Below are 19,641 nucleotides of genomic sequence, written 5' to 3'. Positions count from 1 at the left end.
CGCCATCTCGACCGTACGGGCGCCGGCCTGGGAAGGACCCACCAGCGCGCCAAGGCCGACCGCCGCGCCCAGCGTGGTCGGCGCGCTGTTTGCCCTGCAACGCGGGGCTATGCGGCATGCTCGCACAAGTTAGCTCCAACTTGAGGCACGGCGTGAAGTCTCGGTGCTTGCCCCCACGATGGCGAGGTACGAAGTCAAAGGCGGTCACGCTCCGCAATCACGAGATTTGTCGATAATAAGCGATATTAGGCTGTATTCGCGACTATTCGATCGCTCTTCCATAGTGGGCGATTAGATAAAATTGGAAATGATATCCCGGATCGGAGGAGATCGAGCCATTCGGACCGGCATCAGCATGATTGAACCGCAGCCACCGGAAGTTGACAGTGATCATCAGCGGGATCGGATTTGGTACGAAGTCTTAATACGTCTCACCTAAGGTCCAACTTTGACTTCGGGAGCGCGACGTTCGACAGACATATCTCCGCAGGTTACATTCGCCAGTCAGACAGCGCTCCGCACTCGAATGGATGTCTCTGAATGCCGGGCCTCACGCCTTCACGACCGCACCCGAGAACCTTGGGATGGATGGGCACGACAGCGCTCGCCATGGGTGGCAGCAATCAAAGCCTGTTTCTGATTGCCGCCCTTTTTGTCGGCCAGGGGAATATTCCCGGGCAAGGAAGCGCCGCGGTTCCTTTGCTCGTTGTTGGTCTGCTTCTAAGCTGGGCCGCCGCACCGGCGTGGACCGAATTGGTTCTCATGTGGCCAAACCGCGTCGGCGGTATCTCCGCAGCGTGCGCCGAAGCCTTCCGACCTTACAGTCCCGTTCTCTCGGCTCTGACGGGCACCTGCTATTGGTGGGGTTGGGTGCCGACCTGCGGACTGACAGCGGTTCTTTCAGCGTCTGCAATCCAGCAATGGTACCTGCCGGGCCTCCCCGTGGAGGCGGTCGCCTGCGGGCTTATCGCATTCTTTACGGCGGTCAACCTGTGTGGAATCAAGTGGGTGGTCCAACTGGCGATCCCGATCGCCACGGCCTCCGCGACGCTTGCGTTTCTCTCATCCCTCGTCCCGGTCATCAGTGGCTCGGTCGACTGGCGGCAGGCGACGGATTTTGCCCTGACCAGCCCGTTTACCGGCCTGTTCGGCGACATCACGTCGGTGATGGCGGGACTGTACCTGATCGGGTTTGCCGCACCGGCATTTGAGGCTGCAGCCTGCCATGTTGGCGAAACCATCGATCCCAACCGCAACATTCCTCTGGCGATGTGGGCCAGCGCCGCAATGGCCGGCGTCTATTTCCTGGTCCTGCCGGTTGTCTGGCTGGGTGTGCTCGGGCCGGAGCCGCTCGGCACCGACCTCGCCATAGCTCTTGGGCCTACCTTTGCGCCCTTGTTGGGGAGTTTCGGCAAGGCGGCCGCCATCTGGCTCATCATGCTGAACATGTTCCATGGAACGTTGCAGCCATTGGCAGGCGCCGCGCGGACCCTTGCGCAGCTGAGCGAAGACGGCCTGCTGCCGAGCTTCCTGGCCAGGCGCACCTCAACAGATTGTCCCTGGGCGGCAACGCTGCTCACAGCTGCCGCGGCAATCGGCTTCATGCTGTGCGGGTATCCGCTCTGGATGATCGCCGCGGCCAATTTCACGTACCTGATCAGCATCTGCATGCCAAACATCGCAGTCTGGCTCTTGCGCCGTGACAGTCCCGAAGCCGAGCGACCCTTCCGGGCTCCCAGGGGAACGATCATCCTTGGCGTAGGCGCGGCTGCAATATGGCTGTTGACTGCCATACTGGGATTTCAGCAATTTGGCCTTCCTACCGTCCTGTTCGGTCTGGCTTTGGCATATTCGGGTGCTGCGCTCTACGCCTGGCGCACGATGGAGGATCGATACGCACTCGGTCTACCCTTGCTGCCACATACGCTTCACCTGAAGCTTACCGGAGCCATGCTTTTTGTGCTCGTGCTTGACGGTGCCGGCTATTTCCTGGCGATCGGCAGCGTTCCCCAAGGCGACACTTCATTGGTCGCCGCGCTGGAGGACATTTTTGTCGTTGTCGCGCTGCTGACCATCAGCGTTGGCTTGATCTTGCCGGGAATGATCACCCATTCGGCAACCGAGGTGAGCAACGCGGCAAAGCGTCTGACATCCGGAACGCTGAAGGATTTCTCTCTTGCCATGGTCGCCCTGGGGCGGGGAGACCTCGCTGCGGCGCACGCCTCCGTGAACATCATGCCGGTTACCGTAAACTCTCGTGACGAACTTGGAGAGATGGCCGAAAGCTTCAACCTGCTCCAGGACAAGGTGAGGGAAGCCGCCCACGGCCTGGACGACGCGCGCGAGAACATGAACGTAGCGCGCAGCGAACTGATGGCACGGCACGAGGAAATCGCGCATCTCGCGCACCACGATCCGCTTACCGGCCTGGCGAACCGAGCCGCGCTTGCAGCACACCTGGCCACGACGCTCGAGCGTGCAAAAGCAACGCACGCCAGCTTTGCCGTCTTCAGCATCGACCTTGACCATTTTAAAGAGGCGAACGACGTTTTCGGGCACGCCGCCGGCGACGATCTGCTTTGCACCATTTCCCGGCGTCTCCAAACCGCGGCGCCTGAGGCCTTTATCGCGCGCATGGGCGGCGACGAATTCACGGTTGTCCTGGCCATGGATGACCGGTCCGCGAGTGCCAAGGACGTTGCGGACCGTCTGTTCGAATCGGCGGCAGGCAAATTCGAAATCCGAGGCCAGCACATTTCGATCGGGGTGAGCATCGGCGCGGCGATCTATCCGAAAGACGGAGAGAATGCCGCGGCGCTGATGGCAAATGCCGACGCAGCGCTGTACCGGGCCAAGGCGGACGGTCGTCGAATGGTGCAATTCTTCGATCCTGAGATGGATAAGAGGCTAAGAGAGCGCTACGCCTTGCAGCGAGATTTGCGCTCTGCGGTCGCCCATGGCGAACTTGTGCTTCATTATCAGCCGCAAGCCAGGATGGACGGCGAAATCTTCGGTTTCGAGGCACTCGCCCGATGGCACCATCCAAAGCATGGGCTCATCTCGCCAAACGCGTTTGTCTCGCTTGCCGAACAGGATGGCACGATCGTTGAGATAGGTGAATGGACGCTCAGGCAGGCGTGCAGAGACGCGGCCTCCTGGCCCTCACCGCTGCAGATCGCCGTCAACCTCTCTCCCGTGCAATTCCGTTTCGGCGACCTGGTAGGCCTCGTTCATTCTATCCTCTACGAGACCGGCCTTGCTCCGGGGCGGCTGGAACTGGAAATCACGGAAGGGGTTCTCATCCGCGACCGGGCAACCGCCTTGTCGGTTTTGCGGAGGTTGAAGGCGTTGGGCGTCAGGGTCTCGATGGATGATTTTGGCACGGGGTATGCCTCGCTGTCCTCGTTGCAGGCGTTTCCATTCGACAAGATCAAGATCGATCGCAGTTTTGTTTCGGGTGTCGGTTCGAATGTCCAATCGGCGGCCATCGTGCGCACGATACTCAGCCTGGGGAGTGCGCTGGCCTTGCCTGTCATCGCGGAGGGTGTCGAAACAGAGGACGAGCGTGCCTTCCTGATGAAGGAAGGATGTCCCGAAATCCAAGGATATCTGGTGGGGCGCCCGCATCCGATAGCGCTCTACAAAGATGTGACGAATGGGATTTCGCCAGGATCTGCCTTCGGGGAGCCCAAGGATACAACCGCACCTCAGGCGCTTGGCGTAACGCGATAGCCCGGCGCCGACCGTCGGCGCGCTGCTCTTGCAGCATACTGGTGAGCGAGGACTGCTGGCGGTACTGCTCGGGCTCGCCCTTATAAAGGTCGCACTTGTCGGCGCACTGTTTGCCTTGCAGCGCGGGGCCATGTGAGGCATCCGCACGAGTTGGTGCGGGAACCAACCTGCCCTCCCGGCCAGGCGCTTAACAAACCACTTCAAACCCGGCCGTCTCGGCGCTACGCTCGCACCTATGGCCCCACCCACCCAGCCGATCACCGTCACCCGCCGCGACCAGATGTTTCCCATCCTGGGCGACGCCGATATCGAGCGCATGCGCCGGTTCGGCGAGGCGAGTTCCTATGCCGCCGGCGAGCATATCGTCACCGCCGGCACCGTGGCGCCGGGGCTGATCGTCATCCTGTCGGGCACGGTCGATATCACCCAGGATGTCAGGCCCGGCCGGCGCGAGACCATCGTCACTCATGGTCCCGGCAATTTCATCGGCGAGCTGGCGCAGCTTTCCAGCCGGCCGTCGCTGGTCAATGCGGAGGCGGCCGAGCCGGTCGAGGCCTTCGTCATCCCCTCGCAGCGGCTGCGCGACCTGATGGTGCAGGAGGCAAGCCTTGGCGAGCGGATCATGCGGGCGCTGATCCTGCGCCGCGTCGGGCTTCTGGAAAGCGGCTCGAGCGGGCCGGTCGTCATCGGCCCGGCCGGCAATGGCGACACGCTGCGGCTGCAGGGATTTCTGCGCCGCAGCGGCCAGCCGCACCGCGCGCTCGATTCCGACAGCGACCCGTGCGCCAAGACGCTGATTGAGCATTTTCATGTCGACCCGCACCATCTGCCGATCGTGCTCTGCCCCAACGGCAAGCTGATGCACAATCCCGGCGAAACCGAACTTGCCCGCTGCATCGGCCTGCTGCGGCCGATCGATCCCAACATGGTCTATGACGTCGCCATTGTCGGCGCCGGACCGGCGGGGCTGGCGGCCGCGGTCTATGCGGCATCCGAAGGGCTGTCGACCATCGTGCTCGATTGCCGCGCCTTCGGCGGCCAGGCCGGCGCCTCCGCGCGCATCGAGAACTATCTGGGTTTCCCCACCGGCATTTCCGGCATGGCGCTGATGGCGCGCGCCTACAACCAGGCGCAGAAATTCGGCGTCGAAATAGTCATCCCCGACGAGGCCAAGCTGCTCAGTGCAGCAGGCGAGGGCTACACGCTTACCGTCGGCGACGGTGAAAGCCTGCGCGCACGCACGGTGGTGATCGCCAGCGGCGCCCGCTACCGCCGCCTCGACATCGCCAAGCTGGCCGAGTTCGAGGGCACGTCGGTGCATTACTGGGCCTCGCCGATCGAAGCGCGGCTATGCACAGGGCAAGAAGTGGCGCTGGTCGGCGCCGGCAATTCGGCGGGGCAGGCGGCGGTCTATCTCGCCAGCCAGGTCCGCAAGGTGACGATGCTGGCGCGCCGCGGCGGCCTCAGGGAAACCATGTCGCGCTATCTGGTCGAGCGTATCGAGGCGCAACCCAACATCGAGGTGCTTGGCGAGACAGAGATCGAGGCGCTGGAAGGCGAAGGCGGCAATCTCACCCAGTTGCGCTGGCGCAACCCCGGCGGCGTCGAGACGCGCCCGATCCAGCATCTCTTCCTGTTCATCGGCGCCGACCCCAACACCGATTGGCTGGCTGGGTGCGATATCGCGCTCGACGCCAGGGGCTTCGTGCGCACCGGCGCCGACATAGGGGCGGGCCAGATGGAGACCAGCCGCAGCGGCGTGTTCGCCATTGGCGACGTGCGCTCCGGCTCGGTCAAGCGGGTCGCCGCCGCCGTCGGCGAAGGCGCCCAGGTGGTGGCTGCCTTGCACGCCTATCTCGCGCGACCCGACGCAGCAGCGCCCGAACTGGCCAGGAGAGCATAATGGATGAATGCAAACACACGCGCGACATCAAGACGGTGACGCCGAGCGCGCTCGGTTGCGAGGAGTGCCTGAAGAGCGGCTCCATGTGGGTGCATCTCAGGCTCTGCCGCACCTGCGGCCATGTCGGCTGCTGCGACGACTCGCCCAACCGCCACGCCACCAAGCATTTCCACGCCACCAAGCACCCTATCATCGAAGGCTACGACCCGCCGGAAGGCTGGGCCTGGTGCTTTGTCGACGAGGCGTTCATCGACCTGGAAGGCGACGTGACGCCGCAGAACGGCCCGATCCCGAAGTTTTTCTGAGGCGGCCGACTGTCGGCCGACCGCTGCGCCTATTTCACCGAGCCAGTAACCGTGCGGTCTATGGCATTGGGATTGTGGTCGTTGCCGGCAAGTGCGGCAATGATCAGAAGACTGGCGACGACCGGGACGAACAGGATGGCCACGCGGGCCTGCACATAAAAGATGGCGCGCCATTCGCTGCGCTTTTCCGGGTTGTTGTCCATCACACTCACTCTCGCCATGCCTCCCCAGGCGGGACATAGCGGCGAAGGGTTAAGCAAAGGCTGCTGAATGTGTTAACGCGCGGCGGATTGGGATTTACTCTCGACGGTCATCGCCGCCCCTCATTGTCATCGGTACGCATCCGGTACGCCTACCCCCGCAGCGCCTGGTCCAGGTCGGCGATCAGATCATCGCCATCCTCTATCCCCGCCGACAACCGCACCAGCGAATCCGAAATGCCGATTTCCGCGCGCTTTTCCGCCGGGATCGAGCCGTGCGTCATCAGCGCCGGGTGTTCGATCAGGCTTTCGACGCCGCCGAGGCTTTCAGCCAGCGTGAACAGTTGCGTCCGTTCGAGGAAGCGTTTGGTGCCGGCGAGGTCGCGGTCGAGGTCGACCGAGATCATGCCGCCGAAGGCATGCATCTGCTGGACGGCGATGGCGTGCTGCGGATGGCTGGCCAGGCCGGGATAGACGACGCGGCGCACATCTTTTCGCGCCTCCAGCCACTGCGCAATCTTCAGGCCGTTCGTGGAATGCCGCTCCATCCTGAGCGCCAGTGTCTTGATGCCGCGCAGCGCGAGAAAACTGTCGAAGGGACCGGAGATGGCGCCGATGGCGTTCTGCAGGAATTTCAGCTGGGCCGCCAAATCCTTGTTGTCGCCGACGATGGCGACGCCGCCGACCATGTCGGAATGGCCATTGAGATATTTCGTCGTCGAGTGGACGACGATGTCGATGCCGAGTTCAAGCGGCCGCTGGATGTAGGGGCTGCAGAACGTGTTGTCGGCGACCGTCAAAACCCCTTTGCGCCTGGCGAGTGCCGCAACGCCTTCGAGGTCGACGATACGCAGCAGCGGATTGGTCGGAGTTTCGACCCAGAGCAGTTTTGTCTCCGGGCGAATCGCTGCTTCCACCGCCGCCAGATCGGTGAAGTCCACAAAACTCACCTGCAGATTGGCCGAGCGCTTGCGCACCCGCTCCATCAGCCGGAACGAGCCGCCATAGATGTCGTCGGTTGCAACGATATGGGCGCCGCTGTCGAGCAATTCCAGCACCGTCGAGATCGCCGCCAGGCCGGAAGCAAAGGCAAAGGCGGCCGAGCCGCTTTCGAGATCGGCCACCGCGCGCTCGAAGGCAAAGCGGGTCGGGTTTTGGCTGCGGGCGTACTCAAACCCCTTGTGCACGCCGGGCGACTGCTGGCCATAGGTCGAGGTCGCGTAGATCGGCACCATCACCGCGCCGGTCAGCGGGTCATGGCTCTGGCCGCCATGGATGGTGCGCGTGGAAAAAGCCAGGCGGTTCTTGCCCGATGGGGATGTTTCAGCAGTCATCGTGCGCGCCTCAAATGGTTGATCAGGTCGATACGGGTTATCAGGCCGACGAACTCGTCGCCATCGAAGATGATGGCGACCTCGTTGCGGTCGAACACCGGCAGCAGCGCATCCAGCGTCTGGCTGGCCTGCAGCGTGTGCAGATTGGAGGTCATGGCGGTGCGCACCGGGGCGTTGAAGCGGTCCCAGCGGCCGTCATAGGGGCCGTCGACCTTGGCCAAGATGTCGCCCTCATCGATAATGCCGACCAGCTTGCCATTGTCCAGCACCGGCAGCTGCGAGACATCGGAGCGGCGCATGCGGCCATAGGCGTTGAGCAGGCTTTCGTCGGGGCCGACATAAACGGTGTCGCCGGTGCGGTGCGAGCGCATGACGAGGTCGCGCAGATCGCCATGCTGTTCCTGTTCGGCCAGCCCTTGCTCGGCCAGCCAGAAATCGTCGAACACCTTGGACAGATATTTGTTGCCGCTGTCGCAGACGAAGGTGACGACGCGTTTTGCTGTCGTCTGCTCGCGGCAATAGCGAAGCGCGGCCGACAGCAGCGTGCCGGAAGACGAGCCGGCGAGAATGCCTTCCTTCGAAAGCAGGTCCCGCACGGCCAGCATGCTCTGCTTGTCTGGGATGGAATAGGCTTTCCTGACCAGCGACAGATCGGCATTGGGCGGCACAAAATCCTCGCCGATGCCTTCGACGGTCCAGCTGCCGGCCTCTTCCATCTTGCCGGTCTTGATCAGCGGCGCCAGCACCGATCCGACGGGATCGGCCAGCACCATTTCGGTTTTCGGCGATGTTCCGGCGAAGTAGCGGCCAAGCCCGGTCAGCGTACCGCCGGAGCCGACGCCGACGACCACGGCGTCGAGGTCGCCATCGAGCTGGGCAAGGATTTCCGGTCCGGTGGTGGTCTCATGCGCCTCAGGGTTGGCCGGGTTGGCGAACTGGTTGGCGTAGAAGGCGCCGGGCGTTTCCGATGCGATCTTCTCGGCCATGTCCTGGTAATATTCGGCATGGCCCTTGCCGACATCGGAGCGGGTCATGCGCACTTCGGCGCCGAGCGCGCGCAGATGCTGGATCTTTTCGCGCGACATCTTGTCGGGCACGACGAGGATGATGCGGTAGCCCTTGGGGATGCCGACCTGGGCGAGGCCGAGGCCGGTATTCCCGGCGGTCGCCTCGACGATGGTGCCGCCGCGCTTCAGCTTGCCTTCCTTCTCGGCCGCGGCAATCATCGACAGCGCAATGCGGTCCTTGATCGAGCCACCGGGATTCTGGCTTTCAAGCTTGATGAACAGCCGGCACTTGCCGGTGTCGAATTTGGTCAGTTCGACCACCGGCGTCTGGCCGATGAGGTCGAGCACCGAGGCGTATGGCGGACGCAGGCGCAATAACGTGCCGTCCGAACTGCCTGGCGCAGCTTTTCTGTGCTCGCTCATGTCGATGTGCTCCCTTGAACAAGCGACCGCCTCGGGGGCAGAGCGGCAGCGTAGCTTCTTTTCCGGCCGTTTGCAGTCGGAAAGAAGGTAGAACGTGCCAATCAACCGGCGAGAGGGGGAATGGAATTCCAGTTTGAGGCGGGCTTTGGACTCAAGCCCAACACCTCCGTAGCGATCCTTCCACTCCCCTCTGAGGGGAGTGCTATCCCGCCGACGTCAACAGCTTTACCCCAGCAGCTGCTTGCTCAGCCTAGCGCATTGCACGCGGATGTCGGGGATGGCGTCGATCTCGAAGAAGGTGCCGCGGGTCAGCGGCCCGACGGCGAGGATCTTGGCCGATGCGGTGCCGTCGCCGGCGATGATTTCGCACTTGGCCGTTACATCGAGGCCAAGCCGCAGCGGGTCGGGCCGCGCCAGGCCGCGGTCGACCAGCGAGCGCACGACGCTGTTCGACGTCGTCGAGATGTCGCGGGCGATGCCGGTGCAATCATAGATGCGGGCGACCTGCAGCGTTTCCAGCGCCTTTGTGTGGCGAGACTGGATGCCGACGGTGAATCCATCGCCAGCCTCGATGCCGACGACACGGCCGGCGACCGGGCGGATGCGGCCGGTGCGCACCGCTTCGGTGACGCGGGCATGCACCTCGGGCGCCAGCCGATGGCGATGGATGTCCCACCAGGCCTTGGTGTGCTCGACGAAGCGGCGCTTGGCCGAGGACGGCCAGTTCTGCCAGATCTTCTGGTTGAAGGGTCGCAGCCCATCGACGACGTCACGCCAGTCGATGCCGGCCTTCTGGTTTTCTCGGATCAGGTCGCGGAACCAGCCGACGAAATAGGAGAGCTGCGTGCCGAGCGGAATGTCGGCGACGTCGAGCTTGATCGGGTTGCCCTTGCGGTGCGGCGACGGCAGCAGGCCGCGCCGCGACACGGCGACGATCTCGCCGCGATGGCCGCGCTGCTCGAGCGACAGGAAGGCGTCGACCATGCTGAGCCCGGTGCCCAGCACCAGCACGCGGGCTTGAGGATCGAGCGCGGTGTCGGCCTCGGTGCCCATGCGGATGGCGTGGCCCTGGCCGGCGCCGGGCTGCTCGTCATGGCCGGTGGCAAGCACCGCCAGATGCGCGACGACGCTGGTGCCGTTGGCCAGCACAACTTCGACGCCGGACGATGTCGGCGAGATCGACAGGCTTTCCTCGCGAATCAGCCTGAGACGGCCGGTTTCCTTTTCGCGCGCTTCGAGCTCGTCGAGCACTTCCTTGAGGTAGCGGGCATAGACGCTGCGCGGCGCATAGAAGGGTGTCTGCGGCGTCTGTTCCTGGCTTATCAGGCCGCGCCCCTGCAACCAGCGCCAGAAATTCAGGGGATCGTCGGCATAGGCGCTCATGCCGGCAGCACTGACGTTCAGCACGTGCGCCGACAAAAGCGTCGAATAGGCGATGCCCTGACCGAAATGCGGACGCTTTTCGATCAGCGTAACGCGCAGGTCCGGATTGGCCGATTTGAGCAGATGCGCGGCCAGCACGACGCCGCTGGCACCGCCGCCGACGATGATGATCGAGCTGGGGATGATCGAATTGGCGCGCGCGACGCTCATGCGAGCAGGCTCAGGATCAGGCGGGGACCTTTTGCGCCGGCGCAAGCTCGTCGATGTCCCTCGCGACCGGAAGGTCGTCGAGGACGATGTCGCGCATCTCGGCCAGCGTGCGCTGGTCGAGCACCTCGGCGATCGCCTGCCGGACCTCGAGCATCAGATGTCGGACTTGGCATGTCGCCTCATTGCAGTCTTCACAGCGCTGATACTGGGTGCGGCTGGCGCAGGGGATGGGCGCCAGCGGTCCGTCGAGCACGCGCACGACATGGCCGACCTTGATCTCGTCGGCCGGGCGCGCCAAGCGATAGCCGCCATCCTTGCCCTTGCGGCTCTGGACGAAACCGGCATTGCGCAATTCGCCCAGAATGGCGTCGAGGAATTTCTTCGGAATGTTGTTGCCGCTGGCGATGTCGCCGACAAAGGCGAGCTGTCCCACCGGCAGTTGCGCCAGATGGACCAGCGCCTTGAGGCCGTACTTGCCTTTTTTGGTGAGCATAGACCGAATGTTTCTCTGTCAGGCGATGGCCCAAAACCATCGGTTTCGAAACGCCTGACGTGCCTCCCCGCCGCGTGCAAGCTGCTTCGACACATAAATTCTACTGACATGATATACAAGCCGAGAAACCTTGATTTTGCTTCGTTTTCACGCCGCAGGGGCCACTTTAGCAAGGCTTTGTGCCGTTAAGGTCACAGCCAGCCGCGAGCGATTGCGGCGATGAGCGGCGGCTCCTGCTCCCAATGTCGATAAGATTACTATACTTACCCTCGAACACGCGGAACGTGTTTTCAAATCAACCGTCTTTTACAGCATGGATTTGCGCCATTTGGGGCTTTGCCGGGAATTTTGGGTCGCAGCCCGCGGATCGGCGAAACATGACTCCCGACAACTCGGGCGCCGCCCTGCGCCCGATATCAGGACGCCGCCTTGCCGCTCTGAGGCCGGGCGGCCTTGGCGGCCACCGGCACGCCGCTTGACCGCAGCATCCAGCGGTGGCCGTCGCTGCGGAAGTCGGTGAGGCTCAACGGCTCGACATCGATCCTGCGGCAGGCCGCAAGCGGCGCGCCGAGCACCAAATCAGGCCTCTTCCGTAGGAGGGTTGGCAGGACCACCAACTCTTCAGCACCTTGGGGGCGCCGTTTGCGTTTGCGCACGGTTCGGCACGGGCCGGTCACCGCGCCCGCATCAGCCGGTGGTTTTTTTCTAACAAGTGCTTCTTGCTTGGAAGGATTTAACTCTACAAGAATGATAGAATTAGCTGACTATGAACAGGCATCCGGTTTTTCTCATTTTTCATGGAGCCTTTCATGTCCAGCATTTCGCGACGCATTGTCCTCCTGTCGTCGGCAGCTTTGGCGGGTGCGGCCTTCCTCGGCCCGGCCCAGGCGCAGGACCTCAACATCACCATCGGCTACCAGACGGTGGTCGAACCTTCCAAAGTAGCGCAGGCCGACGGCGCCTATGAAAAGGCGACCAAGGCCACGATCGACTGGCGCAAATTCGATTCCGGCGCCGATGTCATCGCCGCCGTCGCATCCGGTTCGGTCGATATCGGCTATGTCGGCTCGAGTCCGCTGGCCGCGGCCGCCAGCCGCGAACTGCCGATCCAGACCATCTTTGTCGTCGGCCTGATCGGCCAGTCCGAGGCGCTGGTCGCCCGCAATGGATCCGGCATCGAGAAGATCGCCGACCTCGCCGGCAAGAAGGTGGCGGTGCCGTTCGTGTCGACCACGCATTACAGCCTGCTTGCCGCGCTGAAGCACGAAAACGTCGACCCGAAGTCGGTCGAAATCCTTAATCTCAGGCCACCGGAAATAGCCGCCGCGTTCGCTCGCGGCGACATAGACGCGGCCTATGTCTGGGATCCGGCGCTCGGCCAGATCAAGACGACAGGCAAGGTGGTGCTGGATTCCTCGCAGGTTGCCGCCTGGGGCGCGCCGACCTTCGACGCCTGGATCGTGCGCACCGACTTCGCCGAAAAGAACCCGGACGCCGTGCGCGATTTCGTCAAGGTGACCGGCGAATCCTATGCCCAGTTCCTGGCCAAGCCCGAGGCATGGTCGGTTTCGTCGCCGGAAGCGGCCAAGATCGCCAAGATCACCGGCGCCAAACTGGAAGAGGTGCCGCAGCTCCTCAAGGGTTACGTCTTCCCGACATTGGAAGAGCAGGCTTCCGACAAATTCCTCGGCGGCGGCACGGTCAAGGCGATCGAGGCAGCTTCGGCCTTCCTCAAGGAGCAGGGCAAGATCGACGCCGTGCTGCCCGACTATTCGAAATACGTGTCGTCGAAATACGTGACCGAGGCTCTGGCCTCGAACTGATCTTCAGTTTTACGCAATTCCGGACGGAAAACCGCTTCACACTTTTCCTGGAATTGCTCTGAACACGCGCGGTTTCCTCTTCCCTGACGCCGCGTGCTGCCTGTCCCGGATCCGCTCAACGAGGGCCGGGGCAGGCTGATTTTCTTCCGGAGCCCCTTTTCATGCCGCATCTCGTACTCCACCCGCATCTCGTACTCGACAAGGTCTCGGTTCACTATGACGGCCAGGCAGCGCCGGCGGTCGACCGAGTTTCCATCGATGTCGCCAAGGGCGATTTCGTCGTGCTGGTCGGCCGCTCCGGCTGCGGCAAGACCTCGCTGCTCAATGTCGCCGCCGGCCTGGTCGAGCCTGCGCGCGGGGTCGCCACGATCGGCGGCCGGCCGATCACCGGCCCAGGCTCCGACCGGGCGGTCGTGTTCCAGAACGATGCGCTGTTTCCCTGGCTGACGGCCCGTGAAAACGTCGCCTTTGCGCTCAGGCTGCGCGGCGTGCCGCAAGCCGAGCGGGCGCGCCGCGCCGACCAGTTGCTGGCGCTGGTCAAGCTTGACGGCGTCGGCGACAAACGCATCTGGGAATTGTCCGGCGGCATGCGCCAGCGCGTCGGACTCGCCCGTGCACTCGCCGCCGAACCGGAATTCCTGCTGCTCGACGAACCGCTCGGCGCACTCGATGCGCTGACGCGCGAGCGCATGCAGACGACGCTGCTCGACCTGTGGACCGCAAGCCGGGTTGGCGTGCTGATGGTCACGCATGGCATCGAGGAGGCGCTGGTGCTGGCCACAAGCATCGTCGTGCTGGCGCCCGGACCGGGCCGCGTGGTGCGGACATTCGAGACCGGTTTCAGCCGGCGCTATGCCGCAGGCGAGCCGATCCGCGCCATCAAGGCCGATCCGGCCTTTGCCGCGGCGCGCGGCGAGCTGACCGATGCGATCTTCGAAGGAGAGGCGGCATGAGCGTCACCTCCTACAGCGAGCGGCCGGCCGCCGGGACCGGCGAGGCCGATGCCATTTCGGTGCCGTGGTCGCGGCCGGTGCGGAAGCGGCGCGGGGTTTCCTCGCGGGCGATCAGCGCCGTCACCATCCTGGCCGCGCTGGCGGCATGGGCGCTGTCTGCGCGCCTGCAACTGGTGTCGCCGGTGTTCCTGCCGTCGCCCGCCGCCGTGTGGACCAAGTTCATCGTGGTGATCAAGGACGGCTTCGTCGACGCGACTTTGCTCCAGCATATCGTCGCCAGCCTCGGCCGCGTGTTCGCGGCGCTGCTCGCGGCCATCGTCATCGGCGTTCCGGTTGGGCTGGCTATCGGCATTTCGACGGTCGGGCGTGGCATCTTCGATCCGTTGCTCGAATTTTTGCGGCCCATCCCGCCGCTCGCCTATCTGCCGCTGGTCATCATCTGGTTCGGCATCGGCGAGCCGTCAAAGATCCTGGTGATCGCAATCGCCATGCTGGCGCCGGTGGCGCTGTCGACGGCCTCGGGCGTGCGCGGTGTCTCAAAGGAGCGCATCGATGCGGCCCGTTCGCTTGGTGCGACGCAGCGCCAAGTGGTGCGCCATGTCATCCTGCCCAGCGCGCTGCCGTCGATCCTCACCGGCCTGCGCATCGCGCTCGGCGCCGGCTGGTCGACGCTGGTTGCAGCCGAGCTGGTGGCGGCAACGCGCGGCCTCGGCTTCATGATCCAGTCGGCCGCCCAGTTCCTGGTCACCGATGTCGTGGTGATGGGAATAGTGGTGATCGCGACAATAGCCTTCGTGCTGGAATTCATCATCCGCCGGATCGAGCGTCAGCTGGTTCCGTGGGCGGGAAAGGAATGACAACAAGTTTCTGCCGGTTTGACCGGCTGCTTCCCTTCGCAGCACGGCGACCGCCGACCCCGGAACAGAAGGAGTGATGTCATGACCCAGTCCACCGCGGTGCTGTTCGCCCATCTCGGCAATGGCTGCTCGCCTGGCGAAAGAACTCGTCGTCGCAGCCGCAACCGAAATCGCCGGCCCCGGTGCAACTCGACGCCGAACGCGACCGCCTGCCGCCACGCGACGAGGGATTTTACTGGGCCTGGCAGTATTGGTCGCAGTGAGGTGATGGTGATTAGCGCCAGCCTTCGCGATTTCGTCATCCTAGGGCGAAGCAAGGAGCGAAGCGACGCGGCGCAGACCCTAGGATCCATGCCGAGACGCTGATGCTACGCTCCAGGGGAGCAACAAACCGGGCGCCTACCACCCGGTTCCGCGAACAGCTCAAACCACTCCGGATTGGCCTTCTCTATCAGTTCGATCTTCCACTGTCTCGGCCATCGCTTCAGCGACTTCTCGCGTTGAATGGCATCGGTGATGTCGAAGAATTCCTCATACCAGACCAGCCGTTGAACACCGTAGCGGCTGGTGAAGCCTGCGCCCTGGCTGGATTTGTGTTCAGGCATGCGGCGGGCGAGATCGTTGGTGACGCCGATGTAGATCGTGCCGCGTTTTTGGCTTGCAGTCATGTAGACGTAGCCGGTCATGGTTTCAGGGTATCGAGCCTCGGTTCGCGCACAAGCGACATTCTGATCCGTTTCACTCTACGCCAAACGTCACGGCATGGATCCTAGGGTCTGCGCCGCGTCGCTTCGCTCCTTGCTTCGCCCTAGGATGACGAGCGCTGGGTTCTGAAGAAAATATTTCCACGTCAAGCAGCCAACTCGCAAAATCGTTTCTCTACTAAATTTATAGACCTACCTAGCCTTGTCTCTCATCCACGGCAGGGAGCCCTTCCCGGCGCCGGTTCGCAGCGAAGGAAGAGGGATCATGTTCAGCCTGACCAGACGCGTTTTCGGCCTTGGCCTGTTGGCGGCGGGCATTGCTGCCTCGCTCAGTGCCTCGGCGCAGGAGTTGAAGCAGCTCAACATCGGCTATCAGAAGACCGGCCTGCCGGTCATCGCCCGGCAGCAGCAGGTGATCGAGAAGGCGCTGAGCGACAAGGGTGTCGTGGTGAAATGGGTCGAATTCACCGCCGGCCCGCCGCTGGTCGAGGCGCTCAATGTCGGCGCCATCGATGTCGGCTGGACCGGCGACGCACCGCCAATCTTCGGCCAGTCGGCCGGCGCCAACATCGTCTATGCGGCGGCACTGCCGGCCAATGGCGACGGCGAAGCGATCTTCGTCAAGCCGGCATCGCCGATCCAGTCGCTCGCCGGCCTCAAGGGAAAGCGCATCGGCGTCGGCAAAGGCACCAGCGCGCACAATCTGCTGGTCGCGGCGCTCGAAAAAGCAAACATCCCCTTCGACCAGATCACCCCGGTCTATCTCAGCCCGCCGATGCCGCGGCGGCTTTCGCCAGCGACCAGATCGATGCCTGGGCGGTCTGGGACCCGTTCTACGCCATCGCCGAGACGCGCTACCAGCCGCGCGTGCTGGCGCGCTCCAGCGAGGTGCTGAAGGTGAACACCTATTTCCTCGCCAACAAGGATTTTGCCAAGGCGCATCCGGAGACGATCACCACGACGATAGCGGCGCTCGGCGTGGCGGCGAAATGGGCGGACCAGAATCGCGACAAGGTCGCCGCCGCCCTGCATGAGGTGACCGGCGTGCCGCTCGACGCGCAGACCATCGCCGCCAATCGCACCAAATTCGGCATCTTCCCGATCACCGACGAGATCATCGCCGGCCAGCAGGCGACCGCCGATCGCTTCTACAAGCTCAAACTGATCCCGAATGCGGTGCGCATCTCCGACGCCGTGTGGACCGCACCGGGCAATTGAACTTTCACGTGCGGCGCCGGGCGTAAAACGCCCGGCGCCTTTTTGCCGTTTCCGCTTCAGGGATTTCGCCATGACCGCTCCAGCCAATCCGCAAGCCAGCCCGCTCGATTTCTTCTGGTTCATTCCAACGCATGGCGACGGCTCCTATCTCGGCTCCGAACAGCAGCAGCGGCCGCCGGAGTTCGCTTACTTCAAGGAGATCGCACAGGCCGTCGACCGGCTCGGCTTTCCCGGCGTGCTTTTGCCGACCGGGCAGAATTGCGAGGATTCCTGGATCACCGCCTCCGGCCTTGCAGCGCTGACGGAAAAGCTCAAATTCCTGGTGGCGCTACGGCCCGGCGTGACGTTGCCCACCTTCGCGGCGCGCCAGACGGCGGCGCTCGACCGGCTGAGCAATGGCCGCCTGCTGCTCAATGTCGTGGTCGGCGGCAACCCGACCGAGCTTGCCGGCGATGGCGTGTTCCTGCCGCATGACGAGCGCTATGCGCAGGCGCAAGAGTTTCTGACCATCTGGCGCGCGCTGGTGTCGGGCGAGAGCGTCAACTTCAACGGCAAATATTACCGCGTCGACAATGGCCGTCTTGATCTTCTGCCGCAACAGGAGCGGCCGCCGCTCTATTTCGGCGGCTCGTCCGATGCCGGCCAGGAGCTCGCCGCCGATCTCGTCGACATGTACCTGACCTGGGGCGAGCCGCCGGCGCAGGTGGCGGAAAAACTCAGCGCGGCGCGCAACAAGGCTGAACGGCGCGGCCGCAAACTGCGTTTCGGCATCAGGCTGCATTTCATCGTGCGCGAGACCGAGGAAGAGGCCTGGCGCGCCGCCGACCGGCTGATCAGCCACGTCACCGATGCCCAGATCGAAAATGCCCAGGCCCGCTTCACCAAGGAGATGGACTCTGTGGGACAGCGGCGCATGGCCGAACTGCATGGCGGCCGCCGCGACCGGCTGGTGGTGTCACCCAATCTGTGGGCCGGCGTCGGCCTGGTGCGCGGCGGCGCCGGCACCGCGCTGGTCGGCTCGCCGGAGCAGATCGTCGAGCGCATCCGCGAGTATCAGGCGATCGGCATCGACACCATCATCGGCTCTGGGTACCCGCATCTCGAGGAAGCCTACCGTGTCGCCGAGCTTCTGTTCCCGCGTCTCGGCCTGGGCACCAGGCGGGCACGGGCGCATGAGAACATCGCCAATGAATTCGCCGTCGGCTTCCACGGCGCCAACCGCCTGCAGGCCTCGTCGTGAGTTTTGCCCGGCGCGTCAAACAGAACGGCATCGGCTGGCTGCTGCCGGCGCTGGTCATAATTGGCTGGGAAGCCGCCAGCCGCGCCGGCGTGATGCCGGCCAATGTGCTGCCGGCGCCGAGCGCGGTGGCCGAGGCCTTCTGGCGGCTGACGCTGTCGGGCGAGCTGATCGAAAACATCGGCGTCAGCACGCTGCGTGCGCTGGCCGGCTTTGCCATCGGCGGCTCGATCGGCTTTGCACTCGGCCTTGCCAACGGGCTGTCGGCGCTCAGCCGCGGCCTGACCGACACGACGCTGCAGATGATCCGCAACATCCCGCATCTGGCGCTGATCCCGCTGGTCATCCTGTGGTTCGGCATCGACGAGGAAGCAAAACTGTTCCTGGTGGCGCTCGGCGTGTTCTTCCCGATCTACGTCAACACGCTGCTCGGCATCCAGAGCGTCGACCCGCAGCTGGTCGAGATGGGCCGGGTCTACGGCATGGACCGCCGCGCGTTGTTTTTTCAGGTGATCCTGCCCGGCGCGCTGCCGGCGATCTTCGTCGGCCTGCGCTATGCGCTGGGCATCATGTGGCTGACGCTGATCGTTGCCGAAACCATCTCGGCCAGTTCCGGCCTCGGCTACATGGCCATGCAGGCACGCGAATTCCTGCTGATCGATGTGGTCGTGCTGTCGATCCTGATCTATGCGCTGCTCGGCAAGCTTGCCGACAGCTTCGCCCGCCTGCTCGAGCGGCTGTCGCTCGGCTGGCATCCCGCCTTCCAGAACGCCTGAGGGTTCGATGCCAACCGCCAGCCTGACCGCCATCCGTTCCTTCGTCGCCGCGCCGGAACCGTCACGGCCGGAGGAGGCCGTCGAAAGGCAGCGCGCCTTTGCCTTCAAGGGCATGGAAAAGCGCTTTGGCGACAAGGTCGTGCTCGACTGCATCGATCTCGACGTGCCGGTCGGGCAGTTCGTTGCCGTCATCGGCAAGAGCGGCTGCGGCAAGAGCACGCTTTTGCGGCTGCTGGCCGGGCTCGACCGGCCGACGGCAGGATCGCTGACATTCGGGCCGGAAGCCAAGGCCGGCGCTGGCGAAGAGAGCCGCTTCATGTTCCAGGAGCCGCGGCTGTTGCCCTGGGCCAGCGTGGTGAAAAACGTCGAGGTCGGGCTGACCGGGCTTGCCACCGGTGCGGAAGCCAGGCGGCGCGCGCTCGCCATCCTGGGTGAAGTCGGCCTCGCCGACCGCGCCGACGAATGGCCCTCGGTGCTGTCGGGCGGCCAGAAGCAGCGCGTGGCGCTGGCGCGTGCACTGATCGGACAGCCTCGGATCCTGGCGCTCGACGAGCCGCTCGGCGCGCTCGATGCGCTGACCCGCATCGAAATGCAGCAGCTTCTGGAACGTATCTGGCTGGAGCAAAAATTCACCGCCGTGCTGGTGACGCATGACGTCGCCGAGGCGGTTGCGCTCGCCGACCGGGTGGTGGTGATCGACGAGGGCCGCATCGCGCTCGATCTCGACGTGTCGGTGGCGCGGCCGCGCCGGCGTGGTTCGGTCGAGCTTGCCAGGCTGGAGGGCAGGATTCTGGATCAGCTGTTCGGGTAGAGCCTATCGCGGGCAGGGCATTCTATCCGGTTGTGTGCGTCAAGTTCTGCAAAAAGGGGCGGCCATGATGCTGGTCATGCGGCTTGGCGCAGAGCGAGCTTCTTGTGCTCGCGCAGGTCGTCCATGTTGATGTATCGGTTGGCCTCCATCCAGTTTTCATTGGTCTCGACGGCCAACGCCCTGACCAGGCGCAGGCAGCTTTCGGTATTGGGGAAGATGCGCACGACATAGGTGCGCCGGCGGATTTCCTCGTTGAGCCGCTCCAGCATGTT

17 protein-coding genes and 1 pseudogene are annotated in these 19,641 nt (G+C 63.9%); 10 read left to right on the top strand and 8 right to left on the bottom strand.

From position 1 onward, the window contains the following. Positions 1-540 precede the first annotated feature (540 nt). The 3 genes from NKJ18_RS13745 to NKJ18_RS13735 all read left to right on the top strand — a co-directional run bounded on the left by NKJ18_RS13745 (position 541) and on the right by NKJ18_RS13735 (position 5,940). Positions 541-3,732 (top strand): amino acid permease, encoded by a 3,192-nt coding sequence (locus NKJ18_RS13745; RefSeq protein ID WP_352758428.1) that lies wholly within the window; start codon positions 541-543, stop codon positions 3,730-3,732. Positions 3,733-3,967: 235 nt separating this feature from the next. After that, positions 3,968-5,635 carry an FAD-dependent oxidoreductase gene (locus tag NKJ18_RS13740; protein WP_352758427.1) on the top strand — a complete coding sequence of 556 codons (1,668 nt, stop codon included), beginning with the start codon at positions 3,968-3,970 and terminating at the stop codon, positions 5,633-5,635. Beyond that, positions 5,635-5,940, top strand: coding sequence for a UBP-type zinc finger domain-containing protein (locus tag NKJ18_RS13735; RefSeq protein WP_023672079.1), 306 nt, complete (start codon positions 5,635-5,637; stop codon positions 5,938-5,940). Before NKJ18_RS13740 ends, NKJ18_RS13735 begins: the two co-directional genes overlap by 1 nt. Before the next feature lie 29 nt (positions 5,941-5,969). Here the strand turns inward: NKJ18_RS13735 and NKJ18_RS13730 are convergent, their stop codons facing one another. The 6 genes from NKJ18_RS13730 to NKJ18_RS13705 all read right to left on the bottom strand — a co-directional run bounded on the left by NKJ18_RS13730 (position 5,970) and on the right by NKJ18_RS13705 (position 11,568). Next, entirely contained in the window at positions 5,970-6,161 is a 192-nt protein-coding gene (locus NKJ18_RS13730; RefSeq protein ID WP_196814107.1) for a hypothetical protein, read from the bottom strand. 131 nt (positions 6,162-6,292) lie between these two features. After that, the gene (locus tag NKJ18_RS13725) at positions 6,293-7,474 is read right to left on the bottom strand and encodes a trans-sulfuration enzyme family protein (RefSeq protein ID WP_023706950.1); all 1,182 of its coding nucleotides are present in this window, start codon (positions 7,472-7,474) and stop codon (positions 6,293-6,295) included. Continuing rightward, positions 7,471-8,904, bottom strand: coding sequence for a pyridoxal-phosphate dependent enzyme (locus NKJ18_RS13720; RefSeq protein ID WP_352758425.1), 1,434 nt, complete (start codon positions 8,902-8,904; stop codon positions 7,471-7,473). Before NKJ18_RS13720 ends, NKJ18_RS13725 begins: the two co-directional genes overlap by 4 nt. 225 nt (positions 8,905-9,129) lie before the next feature. Beyond that, a complete protein-coding gene (locus tag NKJ18_RS13715; RefSeq protein ID WP_352443641.1) occupies positions 9,130-10,497 on the bottom strand; it encodes an FAD/NAD(P)-binding protein in 1,368 nt (455 codons plus the stop codon). A 16-nt stretch (positions 10,498-10,513) separates the two neighbouring features. Then, complete coding sequence (locus tag NKJ18_RS13710) at positions 10,514-10,990, bottom strand: RrF2 family transcriptional regulator (RefSeq protein ID WP_023687576.1); 477 nt, start codon at positions 10,988-10,990, stop codon at positions 10,514-10,516. A gap of 416 nt (positions 10,991-11,406) precedes the next feature. Next, positions 11,407-11,568: a hypothetical protein gene (locus NKJ18_RS13705; protein ID WP_023681206.1), complete on the bottom strand. Its 162-nt coding sequence runs from the start codon at positions 11,566-11,568 to the stop codon at positions 11,407-11,409. A 231-nt stretch (positions 11,569-11,799) separates the two neighbouring features. On the opposite strand from NKJ18_RS13705, the gene tauA reads away from it, so the two are divergent. The 3 genes from tauA (at position 11,800) to NKJ18_RS13690 (ending at position 14,623) form a co-directional block, all read left to right on the top strand. Continuing rightward, entirely contained in the window at positions 11,800-12,813 is a 1,014-nt protein-coding gene (gene tauA, locus NKJ18_RS13700) for a taurine ABC transporter substrate-binding protein (protein ID WP_023710332.1), read from the top strand. Between the two features lie 161 nt (positions 12,814-12,974). After that, entirely contained in the window at positions 12,975-13,766 is a 792-nt protein-coding gene (locus NKJ18_RS13695; RefSeq protein ID WP_023755920.1) for a taurine ABC transporter ATP-binding protein, read from the top strand. Continuing rightward, positions 13,763-14,623, top strand: coding sequence for an ABC transporter permease subunit (locus NKJ18_RS13690; RefSeq protein ID WP_352758424.1), 861 nt, complete (start codon positions 13,763-13,765; stop codon positions 14,621-14,623). The genes NKJ18_RS13695 and NKJ18_RS13690 overlap by 4 nt, the downstream gene beginning before the upstream one ends. Before the next feature lie 368 nt (positions 14,624-14,991). On the opposite strand, the gene NKJ18_RS13685 is transcribed toward NKJ18_RS13690, so the two are convergent. Then, the gene (locus NKJ18_RS13685; protein ID WP_352758422.1) at positions 14,992-15,309 is read right to left on the bottom strand and encodes a GIY-YIG nuclease family protein; all 318 of its coding nucleotides are present in this window, start codon (positions 15,307-15,309) and stop codon (positions 14,992-14,994) included. A 283-nt stretch (positions 15,310-15,592) separates the two neighbouring features. On the opposite strand from NKJ18_RS13685, the pseudogene NKJ18_RS13680 reads away from it, so the two are divergent. The 4 genes and pseudogenes from NKJ18_RS13680 (at position 15,593) to NKJ18_RS13665 (ending at position 19,369) form a co-directional block, all read left to right on the top strand. Further along, positions 15,593-16,545 (top strand): annotated as a pseudogene (locus tag NKJ18_RS13680) (sulfonate ABC transporter substrate-binding protein). Between the two features lie 70 nt (positions 16,546-16,615). After that, positions 16,616-17,785 carry an FMNH2-dependent alkanesulfonate monooxygenase gene (gene ssuD, locus NKJ18_RS13675; protein WP_352758421.1) on the top strand — a complete coding sequence of 390 codons (1,170 nt, stop codon included), beginning with the start codon at positions 16,616-16,618 and terminating at the stop codon, positions 17,783-17,785. Then, positions 17,782-18,558: an ABC transporter permease subunit gene (locus NKJ18_RS13670; protein ID WP_023672093.1), complete on the top strand. Its 777-nt coding sequence runs from the start codon at positions 17,782-17,784 to the stop codon at positions 18,556-18,558. Before ssuD ends, NKJ18_RS13670 begins: the two co-directional genes overlap by 4 nt. A 7-nt stretch (positions 18,559-18,565) precedes the next feature. After that, positions 18,566-19,369 carry an ATP-binding cassette domain-containing protein gene (locus NKJ18_RS13665; protein WP_023672094.1) on the top strand — a complete coding sequence of 268 codons (804 nt, stop codon included), beginning with the start codon at positions 18,566-18,568 and terminating at the stop codon, positions 19,367-19,369. Between the two features lie 74 nt (positions 19,370-19,443). Here NKJ18_RS13665 and NKJ18_RS13660 read toward each other — a convergent pair. Then, the coding region (locus tag NKJ18_RS13660) for a transposase (RefSeq protein ID WP_352557142.1) at positions 19,444-19,641 on the bottom strand (198 nt) is incomplete at its 5' end.

This window comes from Mesorhizobium sp. M0217 (assembly GCF_040321955.1).
Taxonomy (GTDB): Bacteria; Pseudomonadota; Alphaproteobacteria; order Rhizobiales; family Rhizobiaceae; genus Mesorhizobium.
Note: the sequence above shows the minus strand (reverse complement) of the source record. Positions and strands in the feature narration are given on the sequence as shown.

Coding starts and splice junctions, on each gene's coding strand:
- NKJ18_RS13665 (WP_023672094.1), top strand. CDS start 18,566: ATGCCAACCGCCAGCCTGACCGCCATCCGTTCCTTCGTCGCCGCGCCG.
- NKJ18_RS13745 (WP_352758428.1), top strand. CDS start 541: ATGCCGGGCCTCACGCCTTCACGACCGCACCCGAGAACCTTGGGATGG.
- ssuD (WP_352758421.1), top strand. CDS start 16,616: ATGACCGCTCCAGCCAATCCGCAAGCCAGCCCGCTCGATTTCTTCTGG.
- NKJ18_RS13730 (WP_196814107.1), bottom strand. CDS start 6,161: ATGGCGAGAGTGAGTGTGATGGACAACAACCCGGAAAAGCGCAGCGAA.
- NKJ18_RS13715 (WP_352443641.1), bottom strand. CDS start 10,497: ATGAGCGTCGCGCGCGCCAATTCGATCATCCCCAGCTCGATCATCATC.
- NKJ18_RS13695 (WP_023755920.1), top strand. CDS start 12,975: ATGCCGCATCTCGTACTCCACCCGCATCTCGTACTCGACAAGGTCTCG.
- NKJ18_RS13725 (WP_023706950.1), bottom strand. CDS start 7,474: ATGACTGCTGAAACATCCCCATCGGGCAAGAACCGCCTGGCTTTTTCC.
- NKJ18_RS13710 (WP_023687576.1), bottom strand. CDS start 10,990: ATGCTCACCAAAAAAGGCAAGTACGGCCTCAAGGCGCTGGTCCATCTG.
- NKJ18_RS13690 (WP_352758424.1), top strand. CDS start 13,763: ATGAGCGTCACCTCCTACAGCGAGCGGCCGGCCGCCGGGACCGGCGAG.
- NKJ18_RS13740 (WP_352758427.1), top strand. CDS start 3,968: ATGGCCCCACCCACCCAGCCGATCACCGTCACCCGCCGCGACCAGATG.
- NKJ18_RS13735 (WP_023672079.1), top strand. CDS start 5,635: ATGGATGAATGCAAACACACGCGCGACATCAAGACGGTGACGCCGAGC.
- tauA (WP_023710332.1), top strand. CDS start 11,800: ATGTCCAGCATTTCGCGACGCATTGTCCTCCTGTCGTCGGCAGCTTTG.
- NKJ18_RS13685 (WP_352758422.1), bottom strand. CDS start 15,309: ATGACCGGCTACGTCTACATGACTGCAAGCCAAAAACGCGGCACGATC.
- NKJ18_RS13720 (WP_352758425.1), bottom strand. CDS start 8,904: ATGAGCGAGCACAGAAAAGCTGCGCCAGGCAGTTCGGACGGCACGTTA.